22 protein-coding genes are annotated in these 24,582 nt (G+C 64.9%); 5 read left to right on the top strand and 17 right to left on the bottom strand.

Going from position 1 to position 24,582, the window contains the following annotated elements:
• Positions 1-134: 134 nt before the first annotated feature.
• On the top strand, positions 135-3,614 hold the full coding sequence (locus tag VMI09_13805; protein ID HTQ25764.1) for a PAS domain S-box protein: 3,480 nt from the start codon (positions 135-137) through the stop codon (positions 3,612-3,614).
• A gap of 2 nt (positions 3,615-3,616) precedes the next feature.
• Positions 3,617-4,075 carry an Hpt domain-containing protein gene (locus VMI09_13800; protein ID HTQ25763.1) on the top strand — a complete coding sequence of 153 codons (459 nt, stop codon included), beginning with the start codon at positions 3,617-3,619 and terminating at the stop codon, positions 4,073-4,075.
• Positions 4,076-4,145: 70 nt separating this feature from the next.
• On the opposite strand, the gene VMI09_13795 is transcribed toward VMI09_13800, so the two are convergent.
• Together VMI09_13795 and VMI09_13790 are read right to left on the bottom strand one after the other, a co-directional pair.
• Complete coding sequence (locus tag VMI09_13795) at positions 4,146-4,544, bottom strand: RidA family protein (protein ID HTQ25762.1); 399 nt, start codon at positions 4,542-4,544, stop codon at positions 4,146-4,148.
• A gap of 20 nt (positions 4,545-4,564) precedes the next feature.
• A complete protein-coding gene (locus tag VMI09_13790; protein HTQ25761.1) occupies positions 4,565-6,484 on the bottom strand; it encodes a TolC family protein in 1,920 nt (639 codons plus the stop codon).
• Between the two features lie 326 nt (positions 6,485-6,810).
• On the opposite strand from VMI09_13790, the gene VMI09_13785 reads away from it, so the two are divergent.
• On the top strand, positions 6,811-7,338 hold the full coding sequence (locus tag VMI09_13785) for a hypothetical protein (protein HTQ25760.1): 528 nt from the start codon (positions 6,811-6,813) through the stop codon (positions 7,336-7,338).
• Positions 7,339-7,371: 33 nt separating this feature from the next.
• On the opposite strand, the gene VMI09_13780 is transcribed toward VMI09_13785, so the two are convergent.
• The 7 genes from VMI09_13780 to VMI09_13750 form a co-directional block, all read right to left on the bottom strand.
• Positions 7,372-7,584 carry a hypothetical protein gene (locus VMI09_13780; protein HTQ25759.1) on the bottom strand — a complete coding sequence of 71 codons (213 nt, stop codon included), beginning with the start codon at positions 7,582-7,584 and terminating at the stop codon, positions 7,372-7,374.
• A 31-nt stretch (positions 7,585-7,615) separates the two neighbouring features.
• The gene (locus VMI09_13775) at positions 7,616-7,867 is read right to left on the bottom strand and encodes a hypothetical protein (GenBank protein HTQ25758.1); all 252 of its coding nucleotides are present in this window, start codon (positions 7,865-7,867) and stop codon (positions 7,616-7,618) included.
• Between the two features lie 31 nt (positions 7,868-7,898).
• Positions 7,899-8,936, bottom strand: coding sequence for a UDP-3-O-(3-hydroxymyristoyl)glucosamine N-acyltransferase (lpxD, locus tag VMI09_13770; GenBank protein ID HTQ25757.1), 1,038 nt, complete (start codon positions 8,934-8,936; stop codon positions 7,899-7,901).
• Between the two features lie 109 nt (positions 8,937-9,045).
• Positions 9,046-10,209, bottom strand: a complete 1,164-nt coding sequence (gene waaF, locus VMI09_13765) for a lipopolysaccharide heptosyltransferase II (GenBank protein ID HTQ25756.1) — start codon at positions 10,207-10,209, stop codon at positions 9,046-9,048.
• A gap of 60 nt (positions 10,210-10,269) precedes the next feature.
• On the bottom strand, positions 10,270-10,788 hold the full coding sequence (locus VMI09_13760; GenBank protein ID HTQ25755.1) for a UGSC family (seleno)protein: 519 nt from the start codon (positions 10,786-10,788) through the stop codon (positions 10,270-10,272).
• Positions 10,785-12,374, bottom strand: a complete 1,590-nt coding sequence (locus VMI09_13755) for a redoxin domain-containing protein (protein HTQ25754.1) — start codon at positions 12,372-12,374, stop codon at positions 10,785-10,787. The genes VMI09_13760 and VMI09_13755 overlap by 4 nt, the downstream gene beginning before the upstream one ends.
• Positions 12,375-12,400: 26 nt before the next feature.
• Complete coding sequence (locus VMI09_13750; protein ID HTQ25753.1) at positions 12,401-13,639, bottom strand: acetyl-CoA acetyltransferase; 1,239 nt, start codon at positions 13,637-13,639, stop codon at positions 12,401-12,403.
• Positions 13,640-13,895: 256 nt separating this feature from the next.
• On the opposite strand from VMI09_13750, the gene VMI09_13745 reads away from it, so the two are divergent.
• Complete coding sequence (locus VMI09_13745) at positions 13,896-14,096, top strand: hypothetical protein (GenBank protein ID HTQ25752.1); 201 nt, start codon at positions 13,896-13,898, stop codon at positions 14,094-14,096.
• 170 nt (positions 14,097-14,266) lie between these two features.
• Here the strand turns inward: VMI09_13745 and zwf are convergent, their stop codons facing one another.
• Positions 14,267-15,784 (bottom strand): glucose-6-phosphate dehydrogenase, encoded by a 1,518-nt coding sequence (gene zwf, locus VMI09_13740; protein ID HTQ25751.1) that lies wholly within the window; start codon positions 15,782-15,784, stop codon positions 14,267-14,269.
• Positions 15,785-16,029: 245 nt separating this feature from the next.
• Here zwf and VMI09_13735 point away from each other — a divergent pair, with 245 nt between their 5' ends.
• Positions 16,030-16,476: a VanZ family protein gene (locus tag VMI09_13735; GenBank protein HTQ25750.1), complete on the top strand. Its 447-nt coding sequence runs from the start codon at positions 16,030-16,032 to the stop codon at positions 16,474-16,476.
• Here the strand turns inward: VMI09_13735 and VMI09_13730 are convergent.
• The 7 genes from VMI09_13730 to VMI09_13700 all read right to left on the bottom strand — a co-directional run bounded on the left by VMI09_13730 (position 16,473) and on the right by VMI09_13700 (position 24,375).
• Complete coding sequence (locus tag VMI09_13730; protein ID HTQ25749.1) at positions 16,473-17,162, bottom strand: glutathione S-transferase family protein; 690 nt, start codon at positions 17,160-17,162, stop codon at positions 16,473-16,475. The genes VMI09_13735 and VMI09_13730 overlap by 4 nt on opposite strands.
• Before the next feature lie 70 nt (positions 17,163-17,232).
• Positions 17,233-18,192 (bottom strand): DUF72 domain-containing protein, encoded by a 960-nt coding sequence (locus VMI09_13725; protein HTQ25748.1) that lies wholly within the window; start codon positions 18,190-18,192, stop codon positions 17,233-17,235.
• Between the two features lie 18 nt (positions 18,193-18,210).
• Positions 18,211-19,110 carry an SDR family NAD(P)-dependent oxidoreductase gene (locus VMI09_13720; GenBank protein HTQ25747.1) on the bottom strand — a complete coding sequence of 300 codons (900 nt, stop codon included), beginning with the start codon at positions 19,108-19,110 and terminating at the stop codon, positions 18,211-18,213.
• Positions 19,111-19,247: 137 nt separating this feature from the next.
• Positions 19,248-20,336, bottom strand: coding sequence for a hypothetical protein (locus VMI09_13715; GenBank protein ID HTQ25746.1), 1,089 nt, complete (start codon positions 20,334-20,336; stop codon positions 19,248-19,250).
• Between the two features lie 33 nt (positions 20,337-20,369).
• Positions 20,370-21,698, bottom strand: a complete 1,329-nt coding sequence (locus VMI09_13710) for a glycosyltransferase family 87 protein (protein HTQ25745.1) — start codon at positions 21,696-21,698, stop codon at positions 20,370-20,372.
• A 145-nt stretch (positions 21,699-21,843) separates the two neighbouring features.
• The gene (locus VMI09_13705) at positions 21,844-22,833 is read right to left on the bottom strand and encodes a GDP-L-fucose synthase (GenBank protein ID HTQ25744.1); all 990 of its coding nucleotides are present in this window, start codon (positions 22,831-22,833) and stop codon (positions 21,844-21,846) included.
• 129 nt (positions 22,834-22,962) lie between these two features.
• Positions 22,963-24,375 (bottom strand): bifunctional class I SAM-dependent methyltransferase/glycosyltransferase family 2 protein, encoded by a 1,413-nt coding sequence (locus tag VMI09_13700; protein ID HTQ25743.1) that lies wholly within the window; start codon positions 24,373-24,375, stop codon positions 22,963-22,965.
• Between the last annotated feature and the right edge of the window lie 207 nt (positions 24,376-24,582).

Below are 24,582 nucleotides of genomic sequence, written 5' to 3'. Positions count from 1 at the left end.
AGTGGGCGTCCGCGATGTCCGCTCCGGCTGCGGAGCAGACATCGGACGCGCGCAAGCCGCCTCCCGGATTTAACGAACTCGAAACAGCGGTCCCGGGTTGGAACCTGCAGCTGCTGCGAACCGGCGCGCTATTATTGGCCGGTTTCGAGATTCTCTATCTCGTCGCCGATTTTTTCATTCCTCCGCCGCTGAAGCTCGCGGACGCCGTGCTGCACGCCGCCGCTGTTGGGTTAACCCTCTGCGTATTCGCGCTCACGTATTTACGATGGTTCGAACGCCACTGGCGGCTGGTCTGCCTGGCAAACCTGATCGCGATTCACGCACTGACCCTCAAGTTGCGCCTCCTCACGGGCGACCTCGTACCGCTTACCATCACTCTCACCTTCACTCTGATCGGTACGGGTGCGCTACTTGAGTGGTCCGCTCGCTGGCAGGCGGGGTTGAGCGTGGTCGCATTGGCGACGGCAGTGATGCCGGAATTGATGCACGCGCCGTTCGACAGACAGAGCGCTTATCGATATTTCGGTGTCGCGCTGGGGATCGCACTCGGTCACTTCGTCCTTGCGACGCGCGAGCGGTACCGCGCGGAAGTGTCCCAGTGGATGGACCGTTCGCGCAGGAGCCATAGGGAGCTGGCCGATGCGCTCGCCCAGCGCACGTCGATTATGGCCGGGCGCGAGCGAGCTGAGCGAAGCCTGCGCGATAGCGAAGCGGTGCTGCGCAAGGTCTTCGACACCCTCACCGACAGCATGGCGATCACGCGCATGTCCGACGGCGCCACGCTGGAGGTCAACCGCGAATTCCTCAAGACCGGCTATACGCGGGAAGAAGTCCTCGGCGTTTCCCCTCTCAAGCTGGGCCGCTGGTCCCGCCCGCAGCTGCGCGACTTTGTGCGTGAGCTGCGCGCGCACGGCAGGGTGCGCAATTTCGAGGCCGATCTGCGTAACAGGGATGGCCGAATAGTGCCGAGCCTCGTTTCCGCGACGATGGTCGAGATCGCCGGCGGGGAATGCGTAATCTCGATCGGGCACGACATCTCTACGCGTAAGCGAGCGGAACGCGAACTGTCCGCGGCGCGAGAAGCACTGACCGTTGAGCTGCGCGAGCTGGAGCTCAGCCGCAGCCAGGTCGTTGCCAGCGAGGAGAGGCTGCGCAAGGTGCTCGAGGCTACGGGCGACAGTATCACCCTTATCCGTCTCAAAGACGGCCGCTATCTCGACGTCAACCAGGCCTTTTCCGACCTGACCGGTTACACGCGCGACGAGGCGCTCGGGCACAGCCCGATGGAATTGGTCCTGTGGCACGACCCCGAGCAGCTCCAGCGCCTGTTACGGCTGCTCAAGACCGAGGGACGCGTGCGCAGCCTGGAATGCACTTTGCGGATGAAGGACGGACGCCTGACCGATCACCTGGTCTCCGCTTCACTCATCAACCTCGGCGGCGAGACCTGCATCGTCGCGGCGACGCGCGACGTGACCGAGATCAAACGCACCGAGCGCGAATTACGCGCCGCGCGCGAGGCGCTTTCGGCCGAGCGGCGCGAGCTCGAGGCGAGCCAGGCCCGGCTGCGCAGCGAAATCGCCGAGCGCGAAACAGCACGGCGCCAGCTCCGCCAGGGCGAAGAGAGCCTGCGCCGAATTTTCGACGCCGGCCTCGACGCGATCACGATCAAGCGCCTGCGCGACGGTCGCTATATCGACGTCAACAACGGCTTCGAGATGTTCGGCTATACGCGGGAGGAGGCGCGGAGAAAAACGGCGGAGGAGCTTGGAATCTGGGCCGATCAGCAGCAGCTCGCGGCCTTCACTGAAAAGATCGGGCGGGAGGGGCGGATTAGGAATTTCGACTCGCTGTGCCGGACTCGAGACGGAAGGATTATACCGTCGCTCGTTTCCGCGGTTACGGTTGAACTGGGCGGCGAACCGTGCGTGGTTTCCTTCGTACGTGACATCAGCGCGCTCAAACAGACCGAGCGCGAGTTGATTGCCGCGCGCGAAGCGGCGCTGGCAGGTTCGGCGGCAAAGTCTCAATTACTCTCGATGATGTCGCACGAGATTCGCACGCCGATGAACGCGGTCTTCGGGATGGCCGATCTGCTGTGGGAAACCCCGCTCACCGGCGAACAGCGCCTCTATCTCGAAACCATGCGCAACAACAGCGCCTCGTTGCTCAACCTGATAGACGGCATCCTCGACCTCTCCAAGGTCGAGAGCGGACGGCTCAGCCTCGAGTACTCTGATTTCGACCTGGCCGAACTGGCCGAAGGCGCGACGGAAACGATGGCGCCGCAGGCGCATGAGAAGGGTCTCGAACTGGCGCTGCGCATTCCTTGCGCGCTTCCCACGGCGGTCGTCGGCGATCCGCTGCGTCTGCGGCAAATCCTGATAAACCTGCTCGGCAACGCGATCAAATTTACCGCACGCGGCGAAGTGACCTTGACCATCGAGGCGGCCGAGGACGCGCAGGCGGACGCCGAAGGCGCGGCCGCCGCTCCCGGCCCGGCCGCGACGGTCAGACGTGCGAGGCTGCGCTTCGTCGTCCGCGACACGGGTATCGGAATTCCGGCGGATCGGCAGGAAGCGATCTTCTTGAGCTTTACCCAGACGGATTCGACGATCGGCCACAGGTGCGGCGGCAGCGGCCTTGGCCTCGCGATCGTAAAACGCCTGGTCGAGTTGATGAACGGAAGCATCGCGGTCGAAAGCCGGCCGGGCGCGGGCAGCGCTTTCAGTTTCACCATCGCGCTCGCGCTTCAACCCGGCACGCCTGCGAAGGCCTCGGCGATTTCGGCATCCATCGCGCGCCTTGAGGGCAAGCGCCTGCTGCTGGTCGACGACTCGTCAACGAGCCGCGCCATCGTAGCCGAATTGCTGGCCCACACCGGCGCCGAGGTAGAGGTGGCCACAGACGGCGGCGCCGCGCTAGGCCAGGTCGAGCGTGCGCGAGGCGAGGGACGGCCCTATGACGCGATCGTCGCCGACCATCGCGCGCTGGAGGCCGGCGAAGGCGCGCTCGCACGGCATATCCTTGGTGCGGCGCCTGCGCCCGGCGAAGCTTTGGTGCTGATGCTTGCGGCGAATAACCTCAATGCACAGCTCGAACGGCTGCGTGCGGGTGGTTTCGAGCAAGGCCCGCGTTGCCGCTACCTGCTCAAGCCCGTGCGGCGTGCGCAGCTTTGGGCGACGCTCGCCGCGGCGTGCAGCGTCGGAGCCGGCGGCCATGCCTACAGCAACGGCGCCCATGCGGCCGCCGGCCATTCCGCGCCGCGTGACACCTTCATTCAGCAGGCGCCCCCACCTCGCGCAGCGGCCGTGATCGACAGGCCGCTCAGAATTCTGCTGGCGGAAGACTCGGCCGATAATCGCCTCGTAATTCAGGGCTATCTGAAAGATACGCCCTACCTGCTCGACCATGCCGAGAACGGCGAGGTCGCGGTGCAGAAGTTCGCAGCCGGCCATTACGACGCTATTCTGATGGATCTCCAGACGCCGGTGATGGACGGCTATGAAGCGGTGGCCGCGATTCGCCGCTCGAGCAGGGAGACCGCCGCCGGCCCACGCCGATTATCGCGCTTACCGCTTTCGCTCATGAAGAAGCCCTGCGAAGGAGTTTGAAGATGGGGTGCGACGCCCATGTGACCAAGCCGGTAAAGCGCTCGACCTTGCTAAAGGCCATCCGCGACACCGTCGAGCCGGCGGCGCAGGAAGCGCCGTCCCCCGCACTGGCGGCCGGCAAGAGCGCGGAGGACGCTCCCGCGGCCTGCGCGGAACGTATTGTAGTTCAGGTCGATCAGGATTTGAGCGACCTGGTTCCGGGCTTTCTCAACCGCAAGAGTGAAGATGCCCGCGCGCTGCTGGCCGCGGCCGAGCGTCGCGACGCTCAAGCGATCGCCACGCTCGGCCACAAGCTGAAAGGCGAAGGCGGAAGCTACGGACTCGACGCGGTAACCGACATCGGCCGCGGTCTCGAACAGGCGGGCAAGCAGCAGGATTTCGAGGAGGCCGCGCGGCTCGCCCGCGAACTCGCGAATTTCCTCGAGCGGCTGGAGATAGTCTATCGCCCGGCCGAGGAGTGACCTCCATTCCCTGGCGACGCTCTCGACCTCGAGCGCGTGAGCCACGCTTTCCCCGGCAAGGCGCGCGTGGCTAAGGCAATGCGGCCACCGCCTCGATCTCGACCAGCAAACCATCCACCGCCAGCGCCGCCACGCCGATAAGCGTGGACGCGGGCGGATTCTCCTTGGGAAAAAATTCGCGCCGCATGTCGTTAATCGCGCGATAGTCGTCCTGCTTGTAGTTGACGACGTAGGTGTTCATCTTGATCACGTCGGCGAGCGAGGCGCCGGCGCCCTCGAGCGCCGCGACCAGGTTCTCCGCGGCCTTGCGCGCCTGCGCCTTCAAATCGCCCTTGCCGACGATCTGGCCGTCCTTGTCGATCGCCACCTGGCCCGAAACGAACAGCAGGCGGCCGTCACGCACCTCGACGACATGGGTATAACCGTGGGGCGTGTGAATCGCGCCGGGATTGATGAATTTCTTTTCCATCGTCGGTCTCCTCGCCGGGGTTAGAACTTCGAGTACCAGGGCGAACGATGCGGGTCCTGGAGCTTGAAGTCGATTTGAAAGGCGCGCAGCAGCGTACCCTGCTCGTGTTCGAGCGCAAGCCGAGCGTCCTCGAGATCGACCTCGGCCTGCACCTGGTTGCCCTGCGCCGCGATCAACTGTTCCTGGAACTGCAGCAGGTCGTGCGTCGTCGCCATCCCGACCTTGAACCTGATCTCCTCGTCGTGCAGCGCCTCCGCCGCGTAGTAGGTCGCTTCGCGGGTCGCCTGCACACGCTTCTGGTCCGCCACCAGATTGGCGAGCGCCGTCTGCACCGCCACCACCGCGGTCGAGATCGCCGCGCGGTACTGCATCCTGAGCGATTCGTACTGGACGCGGGTCTGCGCTAGCACGGCGCGCGGGGCGGCGTTGTCGATCGGATAGGCGAAGTTCAGCACCGCCGCGTAGTTGTAAAAGCTGAAGCCGAAGAGCCGATTGAGCGCGTCGCCGTAGATTCCGCCGAAGGGCAGCTTGGTCCCGGAACCCGGGACGAGCGGCGTCGCCGCGCAGTTGCCGCCGAGCAGATTGCTGAAGTTGCGGATGCAATGCGAGGTTCCGGCGGTCGAGTTGAGCCCGAACTGCGCGCCCAGGTTGAGCTGGGGTAGGGTCTGGTTTTCCGAAAACTTCACCTGCATCAGCGCGCCGCGGATCGCTTCGCGCATCCCCTCGAGCGATGGCCGATACTGGATGGCGGTCTCCAGCGCGACCTCTTCATTGGGGCTCGGCTCGTGCGCCGGGTTGGGCTTGTCGGTGGGCTCGATCTCCTGCGGCACGAAGGTCGATGCCGGATTCATCATCACGTCCTGGCGCAGCGCCGCGCGCGCGGCCCGCTGCGCCGCCTGCGCGGTGTAAACGTTGGCCGCCGAGGTGGCCTCGGCCGATTGCGCCTCCTGCAGATCGATCGGAGCGAGCGTGCCGACCTGGAGCGAAATCCGGTTCTGGCGCACGAGATCGCTGTTCAGCCTGAGCGCGTACTCGGCCACCTGCAGGTTCTCCTCCGCGAGCACGACGTTCCAGTAGTCAGCGCCGATGCGGAGCACGAAGTCCTCGACGTTCTGGAGCATGTTCCACTGCGATTCCTTTTGCGAGGACTCGGCGATGCGTACGTCAAGGGTGGCAAAGTTCCAGCCGAAGTTGCGCAAAAGCGGCTGCGAGACCGACAATGCGAGTTGCGGAACGTAGGACGGATTGATCGATGAGAAGCTCGAATTGGAGTACGCGCGCTCGTTGTCGAACGTCAGTCCCATGGTGCCGTTGGTCAGCGCCGATACCTTGTTAAGCCCGAAGTTCCAGTCGTACAGCTTGTTGGTGAACGCGCGGCTGCCCGTCACCTGGAACGGCGAACTGACCGGCACCACGCTCTTCATTGTGTCGCCCTCGCCCGTGAGCGACGGATCGAACGCGCCGTTGGCGATCTTGACCGACTCCTGGCTGGCCAGCGGATCGAGTTCGGCGACCTTGATGTTGGGATTGTTCTCGAGTCCGATATAAATCGCCTCCTTGAGCGAAAGCCCCCGCACCGTGTCGTCGCGCGTGCGCAGGAAGGACTGGCTGATGATGCTCTCGGGCGCCACCTGCTCGGTCGGCGACATCTGGCCGCTTAGGGTCGCGGGCAGCGAAAGCACGGACGCGCCGTGCTCGAAGGGCGCGGTCTGGCTTGACGGCGCGACCAGATCGGGCGCCAACGGCGCCGGCACCGGGATGACCTGCTGGTTGCGCGGGGTCGCGATCGGCGGCAGCTTGGGCACGCCGACGGCAAGTCCCGAAGCCGCCGCGGTCGGCATCGCGGCCGGCATCGGCGGGGTCTGCGCGAGCAGCGGCGAGGCCTGGCGCGCCAGCGCCGGCAGCATCAGGATCATGACGGAAAATATCTTGCGCGACATAAGCGTCCGGAACCTCCCTGAAAGGACTTCACTCGAGAAAAACTTCATCCAAAGACGAAACCGCAGGCAGGTGCGTTTCGTAAATCAATTCCGTCGAGCGAAATGAATACACAGGGCACTTTTGCCCAAACGCGGGGCGCTTGCAACGCAACCCCCGCTTCCGGATCATAGCGGCGCGCTCCATCGCCGCAGGGACGCGCGGGTGCGCGCGCGACATGCCGCGGCTTGTGGGATGAGAACTTGTTTTTCGGGATGAAATTGTTTCCGGGATGACAATTTTGAGAGGAATTTGTCCGGCCGCTCGCGTTGCAATCGCAACACTGCTTATGCTGACCTCGGTTGGCGGCGCCGCGCGCGCGCAACTGCCCCCGCCGCCCCCCGGGCCGCCCCCGCTCACGCAGCCTTCGGTGCCGGTCCTGCCCGGTGCGCCGTCGGTCCTGGTCGCTGTTCCGGCCGCCGTGGCGACGCCGCTGCAGACGCCGGTCGCGATTCCAACTCCGCAGCCGACTCCTGGCCCGCGACTGTTCAACTGCTCCTGCTTCACTACCGGGTCAGCCACGCAATGGTCGGGCTTCGTCAGCGCGTCGAACTATAGCGCAGCGCGCTCGGCGGCCTCTGGAGCCTGCTTCAGCTATCTCACGCGCGGGGCGCAATCGCCGTTTATTCAGCCGGGGCAATCCCCCGGACTTAACAGCACGGCGAACAACGAATCGCCGGGTACCGCTCCCTCGGGCTCATCCGCGAATCCCGCGCAGCCGCCCGGTACCGCAGCATCGACTTCACCCTCCAGTCAGCTCGAGAATTCGCCGTCGTTGACCGGCCAGACCGCGTGCAACCTTTGCGCCTGTAACTGACCCTTAAGGCCCACTGCCCGACTTCCAGGCGCGCTACTCGACTTGGTCGTCGGCCGGCGGCTGCGTGTTTTGATGCTGCCGGTCCTGGCTCTCCTGGTGATCGCCTGATTCGTACTTGTAGCTCTGGTACGCCAGGCTCGGGACCGCAAGCCACAGGCCTCCCTCGCACGCGGCGCTCATCGCGAGCAGCGCGACCAGCATAGCCGCCGCAGCCAGCTTCGAGCCGCCACCGACCGGGGTATTCACGCTCTTCGCTCCAATGGTTTCGCTGCGGATACTACGGACGCGCGGCGCCCTGCGCCGTGCTCGGCGCGCTCTGACTCGAGGGCTGCGATCCCGGCGCCGGCGCAGCCGAGGGCTGGCTATCGGCGGACTGCGGATAGGTGGTGCTGGGCCCGGCCATGGCGGGAAAGATCGTGTAGAGGCATCCCGCGCATACAGCCGCCGCGAGGATCGCAGCGGCTGCGATCGCTATCGGCGTCCATCCGGCGCTGCCGCTTTTGCCATCGATGCGTTCGCGGCCTTTCATTGTACCTCCCATCCTCGCCGAACCACGCTGCTCAATTTTCTCGTTGCTCCTCATGCGTTGCGCGCAACCCCAGGCGCTCCTCGATCGCGCGCAGCCGGCGCATCGCTGCCGGAAGCCGCGGGACAATCGCGGCCATCCGCCGCCAGATGCGCACGTCGACGGCCGGCGTGCCGCCGACCGTGGCTTCATCGGGAAGATCGTGCGGGATTCCCGACTGCGCGACCACGCGTACGCGGTCGCCGATCCGCGCATGGTCGGCCACGCCAACCTGTCCGCCGAACTGGCACCAGCGTCCGATCTTGACCGAGCCCGAGAGGCCGACCTGTGCGGAGAAGCGCGAATACTCGCCGACCTCGCAGTTGTGGCCGATGTGCACGTGGTTGTCGAGCTTGGCCCCGCGGCGAATCACGGTAGCGCCCATCGTCGCACGATCGATCGTCGTGAGCGCACCGATCTCGACGTCGTCTTCGATCGACACCGAGCCGACCTGTGGAATCCGCACCAGGCCGCCCGCGTGCTCGACGAAGCCGAACCCCTCGGCACCGATTACCGCGCCGTTGAGAATCGTCACCCGATTGCCGATCGTCACATTCTCGCGGATCGAGGCGCCGCTGTGGCAAACCAGACCGTCTCCGGCGCGCACCCCCGGGTAGATCGTGACGTGCGGGTGAATGACGGCGTCGCGGCCAATCGTCACGTCGGGGCCGATCACCGAGTAGGCCCCCACCGAGGCGCCTTCGCCCAGCTTCGCGCCGGATGCGACGCGTGCCGTCGGATCGATTCCCGAGGTGGGCCGGTACGGGGGAAAAAAAATCTCCAGCACACGGGCAAAGTCGGAATAGGGACTGTCGCTCAGAAGCACGGCGCATGGGGCGGCGTCAGCCAGTTCCGCGGGCACGATTGCACAGGAGGCGGCGGTGGTGCGCAACGCGTCGAGATACTTGGGTGCGGCGACGAAAATGATCGTCCCCGGTGCGGCGGCTTCCAGCGGCGCCGGCGACACTATTTCGGCCTCGCCGTTGCCGCGCAGGGCGAGCCCCAGCCTCGACGCGAGTTCCTTAAGTTTCATAGCTCAGCTCCCATCGCCGCCCCTTGCCAGGCAGAGTCGAGCGGGCGAACCAAGCGTAGCGGGTTTTTTCGGCCGATGCTTGCTCGGATCATCGCAAGCGGCGATGGGGTCAGGCGAAAATCTCGTACGCCTCGAGCGCCCCGGCGGCTTCCTCGGCAGCGATGTCGCGCAGGCAGTTGTAGTGTCCGAACCGGCAGGTGCGCTCCAGACAAGGACTGCACTCGAGCCCGCGATAGATGACGGTGCAATGCGCGCCCAGCGGGCCGGTGCGCCGCGGATTAGTCGAGCCGAAGATCGCCACGCTCGGCACGCCCAAAGCGCCCGCCAGATGCATGCATCCGGAGTCGTTGCCGACAAAGCCGTGGCACAGTGAGAGCAGCGCGATAAGTTCGCCCACGGTCGTCTCGGCGGCGGCGACGAGCACGGCGTTTTTGCACCGCTGCGCGATCTCCAGGCACCGGGTGCGATCGTCGATCCCGCCGACCAGCACGCATTCCGCGCCATGCCGCTCAGCCAAAAGATCGATCAGCGCGGCGTAGCGCTCAACCGGCCATTCCTTGGCCGGCCCGTAGGCCGCCACGGGCGCAAGCGCGATCAACCGGCGCTCCGGGCGCAAGCGGCGGTTGGCGAGCCACGCGCGTATCCGCTCGCGGCTCTGCTGGTTGACGTCGAGATGGTAGGCCTCGGCGTCGCCCTTCGCGCCAATCGTCTCAGCGACCATCGTGAGCCAGTGATGGACCTGGTGTGCGTTCTCGACCTCGGCGCGCGGCGCGACCTTGTGGGTCAGCATGAAGCTGCGGCGGTCGCCCGCATAGCCGGCGCGCCGCAGCACTCCGGCCATCGCCATCCACATCGCCGAGCGGAAGCTGTTGGGAAAAACCACCGCGAGATCGAAGTGCCCGGCGCGAATCCGCCTGATTATCGAAAGCTGGTCGCCAAGCCCGGTCAAGCCGCCGCGCACCCGATACCGAATAACCTCGTTGACCCACATCGCGCCGTCGAAGAAGCTGGCAAGCTCGCTGCGCACGAGCACGGCGAGATGCGCGCCGGGAAACGCGTCGTGAATCGCGTGCAGAGCCGGCCCGCTCATCACGAGGTCGCCGAGCCAGTTGACCGCCTTGACGATGATTCGATGAGGCCGCGGGGCAAGCAACGGGCGCAGATTGGGCGCCGGCGGGAGCCCGCCTTCCGACGACCACTCGGCCTCCAGCGCCGGCGGCAGGTTTGATTCGGGATCGGCCGTATCGAATAGCTGCGGCTTGCTCCTCGCCATCTTCGGATCCTACCCGGGCGCCGTGCAATGCCCGCGCCCTCCTCTCGCCGCCGCGCCGCGCTAGCTCGTCAGCGCCTCGATCAGCCCCTCGACGATCGCGTCGGCCTTGGCCCGCATTTCATCGTCGGTCGCGTCCTGGATCGGATGTGGCACGAAGATGCGCCGGACCTCCGGCAATCCGAGCGCGCGCGCCTGCGCCTCGGCCGCATCGACGAACGTCGACGACGCCACCACCACCGAAGGCTTGCCGTTCACTTCAAACCAGACGGAGTCGTGCACACTGCACGTTGTACACGACCCTCAATCGGCGAGCGCTTCGATGACGAAGTCGCTCTCCTCGGCGATCCTGCGGCGCAAGTCGTCGGGCGCCGGCTTGGCGAAAGTCGGTTTGCGATAGCGCTTAAGCGTAATGCCGGGCGCGCGCTCGGCGAGCCGCTGCTCGATCCGGTCGAGCAGGACGTCACCGCGCGGCTTGGCGATATCGAGCAGCGCCGCCACGCCGCGCAACTCCCGCGGACGCTGCGCGAGCGTGCGGCTTAGCGGTGCGCGTTCGTCGGTCGGGTCAACGATTCGAGTCATGGCACCTCCTCGATTTTCCGGCTCACGCTGATCGAGCCCATCGGTCCGCTGAACCATCCTCCGAACACGCTCGAAAACTTTCCCGCTTCGCCGCCGGCCACCATGATATTGATATTCTCGGCCTTGCGGAACTTGGGGATCCGCTGTTCGAGCTGTTCGGCAGTCGGATTGGCGAGCCCGAAATGCCTGAGCGCCATCCCTTCGCCCGCGTCGATGCCGGGCAAAAGCTCGCGGATCGGCCGCGCGCTCGCCTCCTGGATCCGATTGCGCACCTGCGCCTTGCTCCAGCCGTCGCGCGCGATGGTGTCGGCGTGCTCGGGCGAGATGACCAGCAGGATTTCGCCGTAGGCGTGGAGCTTGGGATGCCAGCAGCTCTCGAGCGCCATGCCGAGGCTCCCGGCAAGGGCGTGGGCGGTGCGCGAGAGCTGATCGACAATCAGCCGCGGCGCCGGCTCTAGTCCGAAGACCGTGACCACGCTGTCCTCGCGGCGAAACCCGCGCTCGACGTGGAGCGGCTCCCACGGGCTCCGCTCCTCCCATTCGGGATAGCAGGCGGTGTACTTGCCCGGGCCGCCAAGCGCCGTGCGTTCGATCTCGCCCGGGCGCGCACCGCCGACATTGCGCAACGCGAGCTTGACCGCGCGCCCGATCGTCGCGTTGGCGCGATTGCCCGAGCCGAGCACGCCGATTTTCATGTTCATCCCGAGCCGATGGCGGATCGGGCCGTTGACGACGATCGTCGGCGTGGCGCCGGCCGTCGTCGCCATCACGCCGTGAATATTGAACTCATCGGTGCAGACCGCTTCGAGCACCGCGATCACGACCGGCAGATACTCGGGCCGGCATCCGGCCATCACCGCGTTGGCCGCGACCTTCTCGATCGTGAGCGGCGCGAGGTTCGGCGGCACGGTCGCGATCACTTCCTGAGAATCGCGCCGCGTCCCTGCGAGCATCCGCATCACACGCTCGGGCGTGGGCGGGATCACGGGCAGACCGTCGGTGAGTCCGCGCTCGAACATGAATTCGAACGGGTCTTCCTCGGCGCCAAGCTCGATCTGCCGCGCGCGCAGAGGCGAGCCCGAGGCTTCGGCGGCGAGCCGCTCGGCCACGCCGGGCTCGACCGACTTCGAGCCGCATCCGGGGCGCGACTGCGGGTACGCGCTCCAGTCGATACGGAGCTCCGGGCCGCCGGCGAGGTGCGCGGCCTCGGAGATCACGCTTTGCCAGTCGGACTTGTCGAAGCCTTCGAAACGGCGGAGTTGAGCGCCGCCGGCGTCGGCGAGAACCACTGTCGGAACGATCTCGACGTTGAAGGCGTAGGAGAGTTTGAGGTCCGAGTCGTCGATCATCGGCACGTTAAGCTTGTGCCGCTCCAGCAGCCGGGCGTTGCCCGCCGCGTCCTGCCCGATCGCGAGCACGTCAAGCTCGCCCTGAAACGCCACCGCCGCCGCCTCGATAAGCGGCATCGTCATCCCGCACGTCGGGCAATCCTCCTTGACGAAGCAGAGCAGCGCTGGATGGTCGGGAAAAGAAAACGTCCAGCCGTGCTGATCGACGCGAGAGAAGCTCGGCAGCGATTCCGGCATTTTCAGCCCGCCCTCCGCATCACGCGCTAGTGCTTGCCCACCACGAAGGCGCAGCTGGTCGTGCCGCTCCCGCCGATATTCAGCATCGCGAAGCGTTCCGCGCCTTCGACCTGGTAGTCGCCCGCCGCGCCGCTCACCTGGCGCCAGCAATCGAGCATCTGGCGCACGCCGGTGCCGCCGACCGGATGGCCCACGCCGATAAGTCCGCCGCTCGGATTGATCGGGATCTTGCCGCCCATCTCGATCGCGCCTTCCTCGATCGCCTTCCACGACTCTCCGGGTTTGGTGATGCCGAAATGATCGATCGCCATGTATTCCGAGGTCGTGAAGCAATCGTGCGTCTCGATCCCCGAGACCTCCGCCACGCCGGAGAGGCCGGCGCGGCGAAAGGCGTCGACGATAGCCTCGCGTGTATGCGGCAGCACGTAGAGGTCCTCGCGGCTTTCGGCGATCTTCTTGTCGAACTCGATCCGCGCCGTGTGATGGCCCCAGCCGAGGATACGCGGAAGATCCTCGAGCTTCAGATTGCGCCGCTTCGCGTACTCGGCGGCGAATTTCTCCGAAGCCAGGAACAGCACCGCGACGCCGTCGGTCACCTGCGAGCAATCGCGCACCCTGATGCGGCCCGCGATCGGCTGCTCGAATTTCTTCGCCTGCTGCGCGTCGGTCTCGGCGTTGGGCCAGCCGCGCGTCTGCGCGAGAGGGTTGTGCCGCGCGTTGGCGAAGTTGATCGACGAGATGCGTGCCAGGTACTCGTCCTTGAGTCCGTAGCGCCGGTCGTATTCGTCGCCGAGACGCCCAAAAAGCGCCGGGAAAGGATAGGCGACGCCCTTGCACTCGCGCTCGTACCATCCAGCGGTGCCGAGGAAGTCGCCGCCGGTCGCGGAATCGACCGTTTTCATCTGCTCCAGACCGACCACCCCGGCGACGTCGTAATGACCCGCTTCGATATCGGCCGCGGCGGCGAGAATCGCGATCGAACCGGAGGCGCAGGCGGCCTCGTGACGGGAGGTCGGCAATCCCGAGAATTGCGGATCGATCTCGAGAAAAAAGGCGTTCAGCTGGCCTTGCTTGCCGTAGAGCTCGGCAGCGAAGTTGCCCACGTGCGCGGTCTGGATGTCGCGCGGCTCGATTCGCGCCTGCTCCATCGCGCCGCCAACTGTCTCGCGCATCACCTCGGTGAAATGCTTACCCTCTTTGTTCCAGTTGCGCGCGAAGTCGCTCTGTCCGCCGCCTAGGATATAGACGCTCTGTGAGTTGGCCATCGTTGATCTCCTTAGCTGAGTCGCGCCGCGCAATAGCCGAGGGCGGCGGGGCGTAAATGGCGCTGTCGAATATGATGTAGGAGCCCTCGGTCGTCTGGCCCCCTACGTTAGCGCACGCTCCGCCGTAAGCGCCACAGGTGGCGGCGACGGGAACTCGCACGTCGCGCCTTTGCCGTAAGTCTGGCGCGAGCCTATAATCGTCTGCGCGGGAGAGCGGAAGGTCACAAGCGAAACCCACCTGGAAAGGGAGCCGGCAATGAAACTGATATCGCTTAAAGGATTGGCCGCGATGGTGTTGGTTGGTGTTTTGGGAACGAGCGGCTACGTGCTGGCCAGCCGTATCGCCGATACGCCCGCCTGCTGCCAGAGCAAGCAGGCCTGCTGTCCGTCGCAGGCGTGCTGCAAGGGCGGCAGCAATGGCGCGCAATGCCCGATGCACATGCATCAGCATGCCTAGTCGCCAGGGCAACGCACAAATTCAGCCTCGAGACTGTTGATAAGCCTGTCGAGAGCCTGTGAACGATTGTTCGCGGACGGCTGCGCGCAAATTTGTCCAACGCTTTAAGTTTCGATGGCTTCCGTATCCAAGCTCTTGAAATATCGACAAAAATGCTCCATCCACCGCTCCTATGGCTCGTACCACTCGCGGCCGTCGGCGCGAATCAAATCGTCGGCCGCCTTGGGTCCCCAGGTCCCGGCCGCATACGGCTCGAGCGGAATTCCCGGGTCCGCCTGCCATCGATCGAGAATCCCCTGCACGAATTCCCACGATCGCTGGACGAACCGCGAACCGAGAAACAACGTATGGTCGCCCGCCATCACGTCGAGCAGCAGACGCTCGTAGGCGTCGGGCGAATCGTTGCCGAACTCCGCCGCATAGGAAAGATCCATCCGCACCGGCTGAATCGAAATATCCAGGCCGGGCCGCTTGGCCAGCACCTCGAGTGAAAACCCCTCGTCGGGCTGGATTCGGATCGCAAGCACGTCGGGCGAAAGCGAAACCCGACGGTTGAACAGAATATCGGGCACGCGCCGGAACTGGACGAAGATGGTGCTGGCGCGCCGCGGCAGCCGCTTGCCCGTGCGCAGATAGAAGGGCACTCCCGCCCATCGCCAGTTATCCACCAGAGCTTTCATTGCGACAAACGTCTCGGTGCGCGAAGTCTCGCGGATGCCCTCCTCCTGCAGGTAGCCGGGGACGCGTTTGCCACCCATCTCGCCCGCGGCGTACTGGCCGCGCACGACCAGCTTGCCGACGTCTTCGGGTTCGTAGGGCCGCAGTGAACGGATGACGTTAACCTTGGCGTCGCGGACCGCGTCGGCGGCGAGCGACACCGGCGGTTCCATCCCGGTGAGCGACATCACCTGCAGCATGTGATTCTGCATCATGTCGCGGAGCGCGCCGGCGCCGTCGTAGTACATCGCGCGCGTTCCCAGACCCTCCTCCTCGGACACGGTTATCTGGACGTGATCGACGCGGCGATTGTTCCAGATCTCCTCGAAGATGCTGTTCGCGAAGCGCAGCACCATCAGGTTCTGAACCGTCTCCTTGCCGAGGTAGTGGTCGATGCGGAAGATTTGGCTCTCGTCGAAGAACCTGCGCATCGAGCTGATGATCTGCAGGGCGCTGTGCAAGTCGTGGCCGATCGGCTTCTCGACCACGATCCGGCTGAAATAGGGCGACTCGGGCGGCACGATCAGCCCGGCCTCGTGGAGTTTTTCGACCGTCTCGTTGATCGCTTCAGGCGGCATCGAGAGATAGTAGATGCGGTTCGGCGGGAGCTCGCGCTCTTTTTCGATTTCCTCCAGGCGGCGCTTAAGACGCGTGAACCCGTCAGGGCGGTCCATCCCCGAGAGATAGTCCAGGTTGCGCGCGAAGCGCTGCCAGCAGGCCTCGTCGATCTTGAGGTGCGAGTAGCGCTCGGCCGCCTCGCGCGCCTTGCTGCGAAACGCCTCGGGCGTCATCTCGCGGCGCGCGAAGCCCAGGATGGCGCTCTTGGGCGGGATCGCGTTCTGGCCGCAATGCTCGAGATTGTAAAGCGCGGGCAGCAGCTTGCGCGCGGCAAGGTCGCCCGAGGCGCCGAAGATTACGATCGTGCAGGGCGGAACGGGATGCGTCTCGGCAATAGTCCAAGTCCGGCTCATAGACGTTAATTCCTTTCCTGAATCGCCAGATCCGTGGCTACATTTTGCCCTGCTCTCCCGGCACCGAGGTTGCCTCTTCGATGTCGCGGAGTTTGAAGGGTCTCCAACCCATGCTAGCCTTGAACGGCGACGCAAAGGAAACGAGAGAGAATGGGCACGAGACAGCTTTTCCGCCGCACGGCCGAATCAATCAGGCCGCAATGCTTCGTCGCAATGCTTCGTTTCGTAAGGACAGGAAGTGACGCATGAGCGGCGCGCTCGCGGCGAGTTCAACCGCACAATCAGCCGAACGATCGATGACCAAATGGCTGCCGGTAGCGCTCTGGGCGTTGATCATCTTCTGCTTCTCGACTTCGTACTTCTCGGCTGAGAACACTTCGAGAATAATCGATCCGATCCTGCGCTTTTTGATGCCCGGCGCCAGCGCGGCAACGATCTCGCTCGGGCATGACCTGGTGCGCAAGGCCGCGCACTTCGTCAACTACGCGATCCTGTTCTGGCTGCTCGTCAGCGGGCCACTGCGCGAACGCCCCTACTTTGCCTTCGGCCTGTGTGTGATATACGCGCTTCTTGACGAAGGCCATCAGCTGTTCGTGCCCAACCGCGGCCCGTCGCTCTACGACGTGGCGCTGGACTCGACCGGCGCGCTCTTCAGCCGCTGCCTGCATGGAGCGGTGATCGAAATCGCCTAGGCTCCCGGCTCCTCGAGCGACGCGGTAATTCGATCGACGCGGCCGTAGAACTCGCGCAGGCGTGGCAGTTCGTGCGGGATCTTGAGCACGCCCGAAAGCGCGAGGAAGTGCAACTGGCCGTAAAGGGCGAAATCGGCAAGCCCCGGCCCGCCGAACAAAAACGCGCCGTGCTCGAGCGCCATCTCGAACGGCTCCAGCACCTCGCGCGCGCGGACCAGGTTGGCCTCGTGCTCGCGCTCCATCCGGTCGCAGAATCCGGCGCCGTACTTGCGATCGCGAATGAAGCGAAACATCGCGAGCCGGTCGGCGCCCTGGCGGGCAAAGTATCGTTCCTCGTCGGGAACCGCGGTGCAAAATAGCGCCTCTTCGACTCCGCTGTCGATATAGCGGGTGAGCGCCAGATGCAGGCCGCGGCTGCGCGCCGGCAGAATCGTCGGCTCGGGAACGAGCGCCTCCAGGCGCATCGCAATCCGGTCGGAATCGACTATCGACTCGTTCGCGCCCGCGCCGCCTACGTCCTCGAGCCTCAGCGCCGGAACCATGATTTGGCCCGAAGCGGCGATCAATTCCTTGCGCTCGATATAATCGACCTCGACGATCTGATAATCGACGCCCTTGTAATCGAGAATCTTGCGCACCTTGGAGCAGAAGGGACTGGTAGCGAACTGGTAGAGCGTGGCCTTCATTGTTTGCGTCCCGATTCCATCTTTTCGGCGCGACCCCGCCGCGCCTGTTTTCGCACCGGCCGTCAGTCCGTCAGCGCTTGAGCATCTGCGCCATCGTGGCGGCGTTCATCACGCCGAAGTTGCTGTAACAGTTATTGAAGATAACGCTCGCGCGGCGCACGCCGGTAAGCGATTTCAACCGCTCGGCCCACGGCGCCAGCTCGGCCTCCGCATAGAGATACTTGAAGCGCTCGGCGGCGCCGCCGCCGCGCTTGTACCAGTTTTCGCGGTTGCGGCCGTGGAAGCGCACGTACGCCTCCGGGCCGGTGACCGCGAACACAGACTCCACGGTGCCAGGCGGCGTGTCGATCGAAACGAAAGTGAGGCCGTGGCGCTCGAGAAAGCGGAGCGTCGGGGCGCGCTCTGCGCCCTCGAACCAGCTGTTGTGGCGGAACTCGATCGCGATCGCCGCGCCGGGCATCCGCTCCTTGAGCCCGGCGATATAGTCGAGGTTGGACGGGCGCGCGGTGAAGTACGGGGGGAACTGGAACAGCAGATGGCCGAGCTTGCCCGCGGCGCGGAGCGGTTCGAGTGCGCTCCAGAACATCCCGAACGCCATCTCCAGCGTCTCGCGCGGCGGATGGCGCAGGCGCGCCGCCCCGCCCTCGTCCGCCGGCAGGATCTCCTTCAGCGCGATCGGCAACCGCGCCGTGTCCACCGGATGCTGCGTCAGCATCGCGAAGGCCTTGATGTTGAAGACAAAGCCGGGCGGCGTGCGCTCGGCCCAAAGCTCGGCGTTACGCTCCGAGACCAGCGCATAGTAGGTGGAGTCGACTTCGACCGTGTTGAATTGCGAGGCATAGAAGCGCAGGCGATCTTCGGCGGTCTTGAGCGACGGCGGATAGAAGATGTCCGACTTCACCAGCGTCGGATCGGTCCACGACGCGGTACCGACGAGGAATTGCGGCTGCGGCGGCATACCGGGCGAGGTTAGCACAGACCTGCACGGACGCGTGGCGGCTTGCACGGCGTTGACGCGCCGTCCAGGCATCCGCACGCCGCTTCGCCCTCAGGCGAACATGTTCACCGCTTCGAGCCCTTGTCCAAGCGTCGATTTGAAAATCTCGAAGAGCTTGTCGATGTCCCACGGGCCGTCGCTGATGATCGTGCGGTCCATCTTCATGTGCGTATAGCGCGAGATCCGGTAACCCGACGCGCCGAAGCACTGCCCGGTCACTTCGGCCGCCTGGTCGCTCGCCAGATAGACGATTATCGGCGCGACGTTGGCCGGGTCGCGCGGCGTGCCCTCGGCGCTCTCGCTCGCCGCAAGCCCGCTCGCACCCGGCATCCGGCCGGCCGGAATCGAGTCGGTCATGCGGGTCGCCGCGCCGGGCATGATCGCGTTGACCGTCACGCCGTACTTCTGCATCGAGACCGCGCAACTGTAGGTAAGCCCGAGGATGCCCGCCTTAGCCGCGCCGTAGTTGGGCTGGCCGGGGCTGCCGAGCGCGGAATTCGAGGAGAAGTTGATGATGCGTCCGGTTTTGCGCTCGCGCATATGAGCGCTGGCCGGACGGATTGTGCAGTAGTGGCCCTTCAGATGGACGCGGATAACGTCGTCCCACTCCTGCTCGCTCATGTTGAAGATCATTCGGTCGCGCAGGATGCCCGCGACGTTGACCAGGATGTCAAGTTTGCCGAATTCCTTGATCGCCTGGTTGACCAGGCCCTCGCCGCCCGCGACGCTCGCGATATCCATGTGATTGGCAACCGCCCTGCCGCCTGCAGCCACGATCTCCTTGACCACCTCGTCCGCGGGCGAAACGGTTTCCTTCTGTCCGCCAAGACTCACGCCGAGGTCGTTGACCACGACCGCGGCGCCCTGGGCGGCCAGCGCCCGCGCCACTCCGCGGCCGATCCCGCGTCCGCCGCCGGTGACGGCGGCAACCTTACCGTCAAGTTTGCCCATCGCAATACCTCGATTTGGTCGATTTGGTCTTCGGAAAAACTGAATCGCTTATAGCGCAAATCTTCGCCGGCGGAACAGTCCCGCGCCGCATCGTCGGACGGGCCGGCGCGGGCGCCGGGGAATCGCGCGAAGCCGTTCTAGTTGGACAGGTGGAATTCGGTGATCGCGCCAGCGGGCGTGAAACGGGCGATCTTTCCCGTCGGCTCGGTGAAGTAGAGATTTCCGTCCTTGCCTGCCGCGATAAAGGCCGGAATCGCCGTCGGCGGAAGCGTGAAAACATCGATCGGAGTCCCGGGCGAACTGCCTGGACGCAGGCGGCAAATCGCATGCGACCTCGGGACCGTGATCCAGATACTGCCATCGCCCCCCGCGACGATATCGAGCGCGGGTCCTTCTACCGGCAACACCATCTCGGTCACCTGCCCCTGCGGAGTGACCATGCCGATCCGGCTCGCCGCAAGTTCGGTGAAATAGACATTGCCGTCGCTGCTCACGGCGACGCTGTTCGGATGGCTATGCGGGACCGGCAGCTGAAACTCGGTGATCGCAGCCTTGTCGGAGTTTGATGCCAGATCGATTCGACCGATGCGGTTGCCCGAGTTCTCGGCGAACCAGAGGCTGCCGTCGGGGGCCGCAGCGATTCCTGCCGGTCCACCGCCTTGCGGCAGCGAAAACTCCTTGAAGCCGTGGCTGCCCAGCGTGGGACGGTCGGCTCCCGGCGTGACGAAGATGGCGATCTGGTCGGCGGCGTGCTCGGTAAACCAGATCGAGCCGTCGGGCGTTGCCACGATACTCGCGGGCCCGCTCCTGTACACGGGCAGCGGAAAGTAGTCTGCCTTGCTGTCATTGGGAAAGAGGCGTCCGAGGCGATTGCCCTGCGGATCGGTGAACCAGACCGCGCCGTCGCGCGCCACGGTCAGCCGCTCCGGAAAGCCGTCTGGATCGAGGTCCATGCGCCGAAACGCGCCGCCGTACCGCATCTGGAGCAGCGCCGGAGCGCTGTACTGCGTAAACCACAGGCCGTCCGCGCTCGCCGCGATCGCATACGGAGCGTGGATTCCGAGGCGGCCGGTCGGAGGATGGGCAAACGCGGGCGTCGTGGTGTCGCGGCCGGCCTCGACCCGGTTGCCAAGCTGATTCATCGCGGCCTGCGGCGGCGCCGTCGCGCATCCAGAGGCGGCGAACGCGAGCGCGAGCGTCAGGAGCAGCGCGCCTGCCCCGAGCATTCTATCGGCGCTGTCGGTGTGGCGGCTAATGATTCACGTCTCGTCGGTGGCAAACCAGTACGCTGACAGGTAACCGACCATCACCGCAACCGATTTGCTTTCCGCGACCAGCACCACGAATGCTATCGGAAAGCGCGGATCGAGGAAGAGCAGCCCGCCGAAAGCGAACACGCTGAGGAAATAGCTCAGCATCGCTGCCCATACCGTGCGGTCGCTGACGCGATCTGAAACTCCGGCCGACGCGATCAACGCGAACGGAACGAACAGCAGCGTGTTGTAATTCAGCCATGAGACGGGAAGCACCTCGATCGACGTAACCGTCCACAAGGCGAACAGGCGCCAATCGCGATCGGGCGCGGCCCCGCGCGTGAGCGTGGCTTTAAGGGTGAACGCCATGATCGCAAGCGAAGCACCATACCCCAAAATATGCGCGAAGCGATCGCCCGCGGGTCCGAGCTTCCATCCGTTGAGATAGAAGCATATGCGCCAGATGAACGAAGCGGGCGCGGTATTCCATCCAAGCCTCAGGAATTCGCGATCCACGCCAGTCGAAAGCATCCCGTGCGGGAAATCCAGGATCACGTTCCATCCGATCGCCGCCGCGGAAACGGCGATCCCCAGAATGCCACCGGCCGCCATGAAGGCCAGCGCGCGCCATTTACGCGTGAGCAGCAAATAGAGACCGAGCAGGGCCGGATAGCCGCGCACGAGCGTCAACGCTGCGAGCATCAGGCCCGCGAGACCTTCACGCCCTCTCGCGAGCCATCGGATGCTCAACGCGAGCCCCAGAATCACGAGCAACTGGCTCTGCGCGGTCACGAAGAGATCGATGAGCGGTGGATAGATCAGGGCGAGCGCGATCATCAAGCAGGCGTCCATCGGCCTGAGCCCGCTTGCGGGGCCGAGCAAAACGTAAAAGGCCGCTATCAGGGCCGCAAAGTTGATCGCGATCCAAGTCCAGTACGCCTGCGTCAGCGGCAGCGCCGCTAGCTCCTTCAGAATCAGGAGAAAGATCGGCGTTTCCGGGATGATCTGATCCTGCTGGTTGGTCTTGGTATGCAGTCCGAATTGAGCGCCGGCGGCGACGAGAGAACTGCGATAGGGATTCTCGCCCTGCCGCATGATCGTGCCGGCGGCATAGTAGTCGGCAAAGTCTTCTTCGTGGATTCTGCCCGGTAGCGCGGCGGCCGTTCGGTAAACCTGAATCAAGGCGGCAAGACAGAGAAACGCCACCATCAGCGGATGGCGTATCGCGGCGAGGATTCCTTCGATCGTCAGCGCGGGCCGCCGCACACTCTGCGCGGACGAGGCGGGCTCGCGATGGGCATCCGCCTCCTGCGGATGTGGCTCAGCGATGCTCATCAACCTTCCCCAACTCCACCACCACCGTCGCGCGGGCGCTGGCGCGCCGCTGCGCGCGGTCAGCTCAGGTTATTCGCCCGGGAAACCAGGAGCGAACAGTCGCGAGCGACGCCGCGTGCGCCATCCTCGCCGGCCCGGAATCCCCTTATGCCGAGGGCGCGGCAACGCCGAATTTGGTGTCCGCCCGGCGCGTTTCGACATACCATTGGACCGTGCGCCGCAATCCCTCCTCGAAATCGGTGGCGGCCCTGAAATTGAATTCGCGCTCGGCGCGCGAGACGTCCAGGCATCGCCGCGGCTGGCCGTCGGGCTTGGTCGGATCCCACACGATCTGGCCTTTGAAGCCGGTAAGGCGTGCGATGAGCCCGGCCAGGTCGCGAATGGTTATTTCGCGGCCCGCCCCAAGGTTTACCGGCTCCTCGCCGTTGTAGTGGCTCGCGGCGAGCACGATCGCGCGCGCGCAGTCTTCGACGTAGAGGAATTCGCGGCTGGCAGAACCGGTGCCCCACACTTCGATTCGCGGCGCGCCGCACTCAATCGCGTCAACGCACTTCTTGATCAAAGCCGGGATCACGTGGGAGCGGGCGGGATCGAACGTGTCGCGCGGCCCGTAAAGGTTGACCGGCAGGAGGTAGATAGCGTTGAAGCCATATTGCTGGCGATAGGCCTGGGCCTGCACCAGCAGCATTTTCTTCGCGAGCCCATACGGCGCATTGGTCTCTTCGGGATAACCGATCCAGAGGTCATCTTCGCGAAAGGGCACCGGCGTGAACTTGGGATAGGCGCACACCGTACCGATAGCGACGAATTTGTCGACGCCGCCAAGCCGCGCCTGCTCCATCAATTCGACGCCCATGATGAGATTCTCGTAGAAGAAGCGGCCGGCGTTCTCTCGATTGGCGCCGATTCCGCCGACGACGGCCGCGAGATGAATGATCATTTGCGGCCGCGCCTGACCGATCAGGGCTTTGATCGCCTGCGGCTGGCGAAGGTCGAACTCGCTGGAGCGCGGCGCGATTATATTGCTGAACCCCGTACGCTTCAGCTCTTCGATCACGAAACTGCCGAGAAATCCCGCACCGCCGGTGACCAGGATGCGCGCTTCACGCGCATATCCCGTTGACCGATCTGCCATTTACTCCCGCCCTCCGCCTTTTCGCGCCCGCCTGCGGCCGTCACTGCAGGACGGTCCGGGTTCGGGCGCGGCTGTAAATCTATTACAGGAATGCGGCGCGGGCATGAAGCGGGGGCCGCCCGGATAGACTCACACGAATTTCATCCGCCGCAGCGCGAAAGCAAACATCCTGAGCAGCAGCAACCCGTGCGTCCAGCGCTGGATATTCGTCTGGCCATAGGTTCGTTCATGGTAGCGCACCGGCAGGTCGACGATCTTGAGATCCAGCTTGGCGGCGCCGAAGATCAGATCGAAATCGCCGAACGGATCGAAGTCGCCGAAATAGGCGCGATTCGCGGCGATCGTCTCGTAGTCGGTCCGGCTCAGCACCTTGGTCCCGCAAAGCGTATCCTTGACGTTCTGACCGAGCAGCCACGAGAACGCCAGGCTGAAGAACTTGTTGCCGAGGAAATTCAGAAAGCGCATCGCCTGCTTCTCCATCGGATAGACGAAGCGCACGCCGTTGATAAATTCGCCGCGTCCCGAGCGCAGCGCGCGATAAAAGCGCGGCAAATCCTCCGGCGGCACGGTCAGATCGGCGTCGAGGATCATCAGCACCTCGCCCGCGGCCTCGGCAAACCCCAGGCGCACCGCATCGCCCTTGCCCTTGCCGCCCTGCCGCATCAGCCGCATCCGGCGTTCCGGATGGCGCGCGATCGCCGCCTCGATCGCGGCGTAAGTGTCGTCGCGCGAGTGGCCTTCGACGAAAACGATCTCGGTGCCCGCGCCCATCTCGGGCACGCGACGGAGGATGTTCTCGATGTTGCCGGCTTCATTGCGCGCCGGGACGATCACGCTGACCACAGGCTCGGGACCGCGCGGCTCGGTTACGGTCCCGGGCGCCGGACGGGCAACAATAAAATTGGTGAGCGCCAGGTGGCGCAGCGGCCACAGTTTCACCAAGAAGCGGTTGCAGAGCGGCCCGAGCACCGGGACCGCGGCAGGAAAAAGAACTTCCTGCCACTGACGGATCACCTCGAAGCCGCCGAGCGCGAGCATGTTGTCCAGGTCCTCGAGCGTCAGCCAGTTCTGTTGCACCGGCTCGTTGGCGAGTTTCAGGCGCGCCGCGATCCCCAGCGGCAGCGTCCACAGCCGGCTGTAGGTGTTGATGATGACGCGCGTCGCCGGCGTGCAGAGCGGAGCGATCCGCTCGATCGTCGTCTGCACGTCCCAGAGATCGTTGACCAGGTCGGAAAGGATGACGTAGTCGAACTTGCCCTTGAGGCTCAGCCGATCGACCTCGCACTGTACGAAGCGGAGCTGAGGATGCTTGCTCACAGCGCGCTTGAGCATCTCGGGCGAAAAATCGACGCCGACGCCCAGCGAGGGCTCGAGCGCGGCCAGCAGGTCGCCCGTGCCGGACCCAAGCTCCAGCACACGGCTTCGCGGAGGAACGAGATAGCGATAGATATCGGCGAGCCGCCGATAGTAAGCAGCGCTTGCCGGTTTGCGGACGTAACCGTTCCAGAACCTGATGCGTTCCGCGTGGTAGCGCGCTAACAATGACGCTTCTTTGCCATTCGCCTGCGGCGGCGCGCCCTCATGCCGAAGCTCCGGATCTTGCCGTGCTGCCCCCATAGTCCTGAGTATCCGTCTCTTTGGTGCGCGCCGGATCGTGCGGCCCTGCCGTTTTTACCGGCGGCGGCGAATCGATCCCGGTTAACATGCCATCAGCCGGCCCGCAATGCGATGCGGCCCGGGCGCTCGCGC

It is taken from the genome of Candidatus Binataceae bacterium (assembly GCA_035500095.1).
Lineage (GTDB): Bacteria > Desulfobacterota > Binatia > Binatales > Binataceae > JAKAVN01.
This window is presented reverse-complemented; position numbering and strand designations above follow the sequence as displayed.

Bases quoted from the DNA above. Each gene is read 5' to 3' on its own strand.
- VMI09_13800 (HTQ25763.1), top strand. From the start codon at position 3,617: ATGGGGTGCGACGCCCATGTGACCAAGCCGGTAAAGCGCTCGACCTTG.
- VMI09_13795 (HTQ25762.1), bottom strand. From the start codon at position 4,544: ATGGAAAAGAAATTCATCAATCCCGGCGCGATTCACACGCCCCACGGT.
- VMI09_13710 (HTQ25745.1), bottom strand. From the start codon at position 21,698: ATGAGCATCGCTGAGCCACATCCGCAGGAGGCGGATGCCCATCGCGAG.
- VMI09_13785 (HTQ25760.1), top strand. From the start codon at position 6,811: ATGCTGACCTCGGTTGGCGGCGCCGCGCGCGCGCAACTGCCCCCGCCG.
- VMI09_13745 (HTQ25752.1), top strand. From the start codon at position 13,896: ATGAAACTGATATCGCTTAAAGGATTGGCCGCGATGGTGTTGGTTGGT.
- VMI09_13720 (HTQ25747.1), bottom strand. From the start codon at position 19,110: ATGGGCAAACTTGACGGTAAGGTTGCCGCCGTCACCGGCGGCGGACGC.
- VMI09_13735 (HTQ25750.1), top strand. From the start codon at position 16,030: ATGAGCGGCGCGCTCGCGGCGAGTTCAACCGCACAATCAGCCGAACGA.
- lpxD (HTQ25757.1), bottom strand. From the start codon at position 8,936: ATGAAACTTAAGGAACTCGCGTCGAGGCTGGGGCTCGCCCTGCGCGGC.
- VMI09_13725 (HTQ25748.1), bottom strand. From the start codon at position 18,192: ATGCCTGGACGGCGCGTCAACGCCGTGCAAGCCGCCACGCGTCCGTGC.
- VMI09_13775 (HTQ25758.1), bottom strand. From the start codon at position 7,867: ATGAAAGGCCGCGAACGCATCGATGGCAAAAGCGGCAGCGCCGGATGG.
- VMI09_13715 (HTQ25746.1), bottom strand. From the start codon at position 20,336: ATGCTCGGGGCAGGCGCGCTGCTCCTGACGCTCGCGCTCGCGTTCGCC.
- VMI09_13705 (HTQ25744.1), bottom strand. From the start codon at position 22,833: ATGGCAGATCGGTCAACGGGATATGCGCGTGAAGCGCGCATCCTGGTC.
- zwf (HTQ25751.1), bottom strand. From the start codon at position 15,784: ATGAGCCGGACTTGGACTATTGCCGAGACGCATCCCGTTCCGCCCTGC.
- waaF (HTQ25756.1), bottom strand. From the start codon at position 10,209: ATGGCGAGGAGCAAGCCGCAGCTATTCGATACGGCCGATCCCGAATCA.
- VMI09_13790 (HTQ25761.1), bottom strand. From the start codon at position 6,484: ATGTCGCGCAAGATATTTTCCGTCATGATCCTGATGCTGCCGGCGCTG.
- VMI09_13755 (HTQ25754.1), bottom strand. From the start codon at position 12,374: ATGCCGGAATCGCTGCCGAGCTTCTCTCGCGTCGATCAGCACGGCTGG.
- VMI09_13750 (HTQ25753.1), bottom strand. From the start codon at position 13,639: ATGGCCAACTCACAGAGCGTCTATATCCTAGGCGGCGGACAGAGCGAC.
- VMI09_13730 (HTQ25749.1), bottom strand. From the start codon at position 17,162: ATGAAGGCCACGCTCTACCAGTTCGCTACCAGTCCCTTCTGCTCCAAG.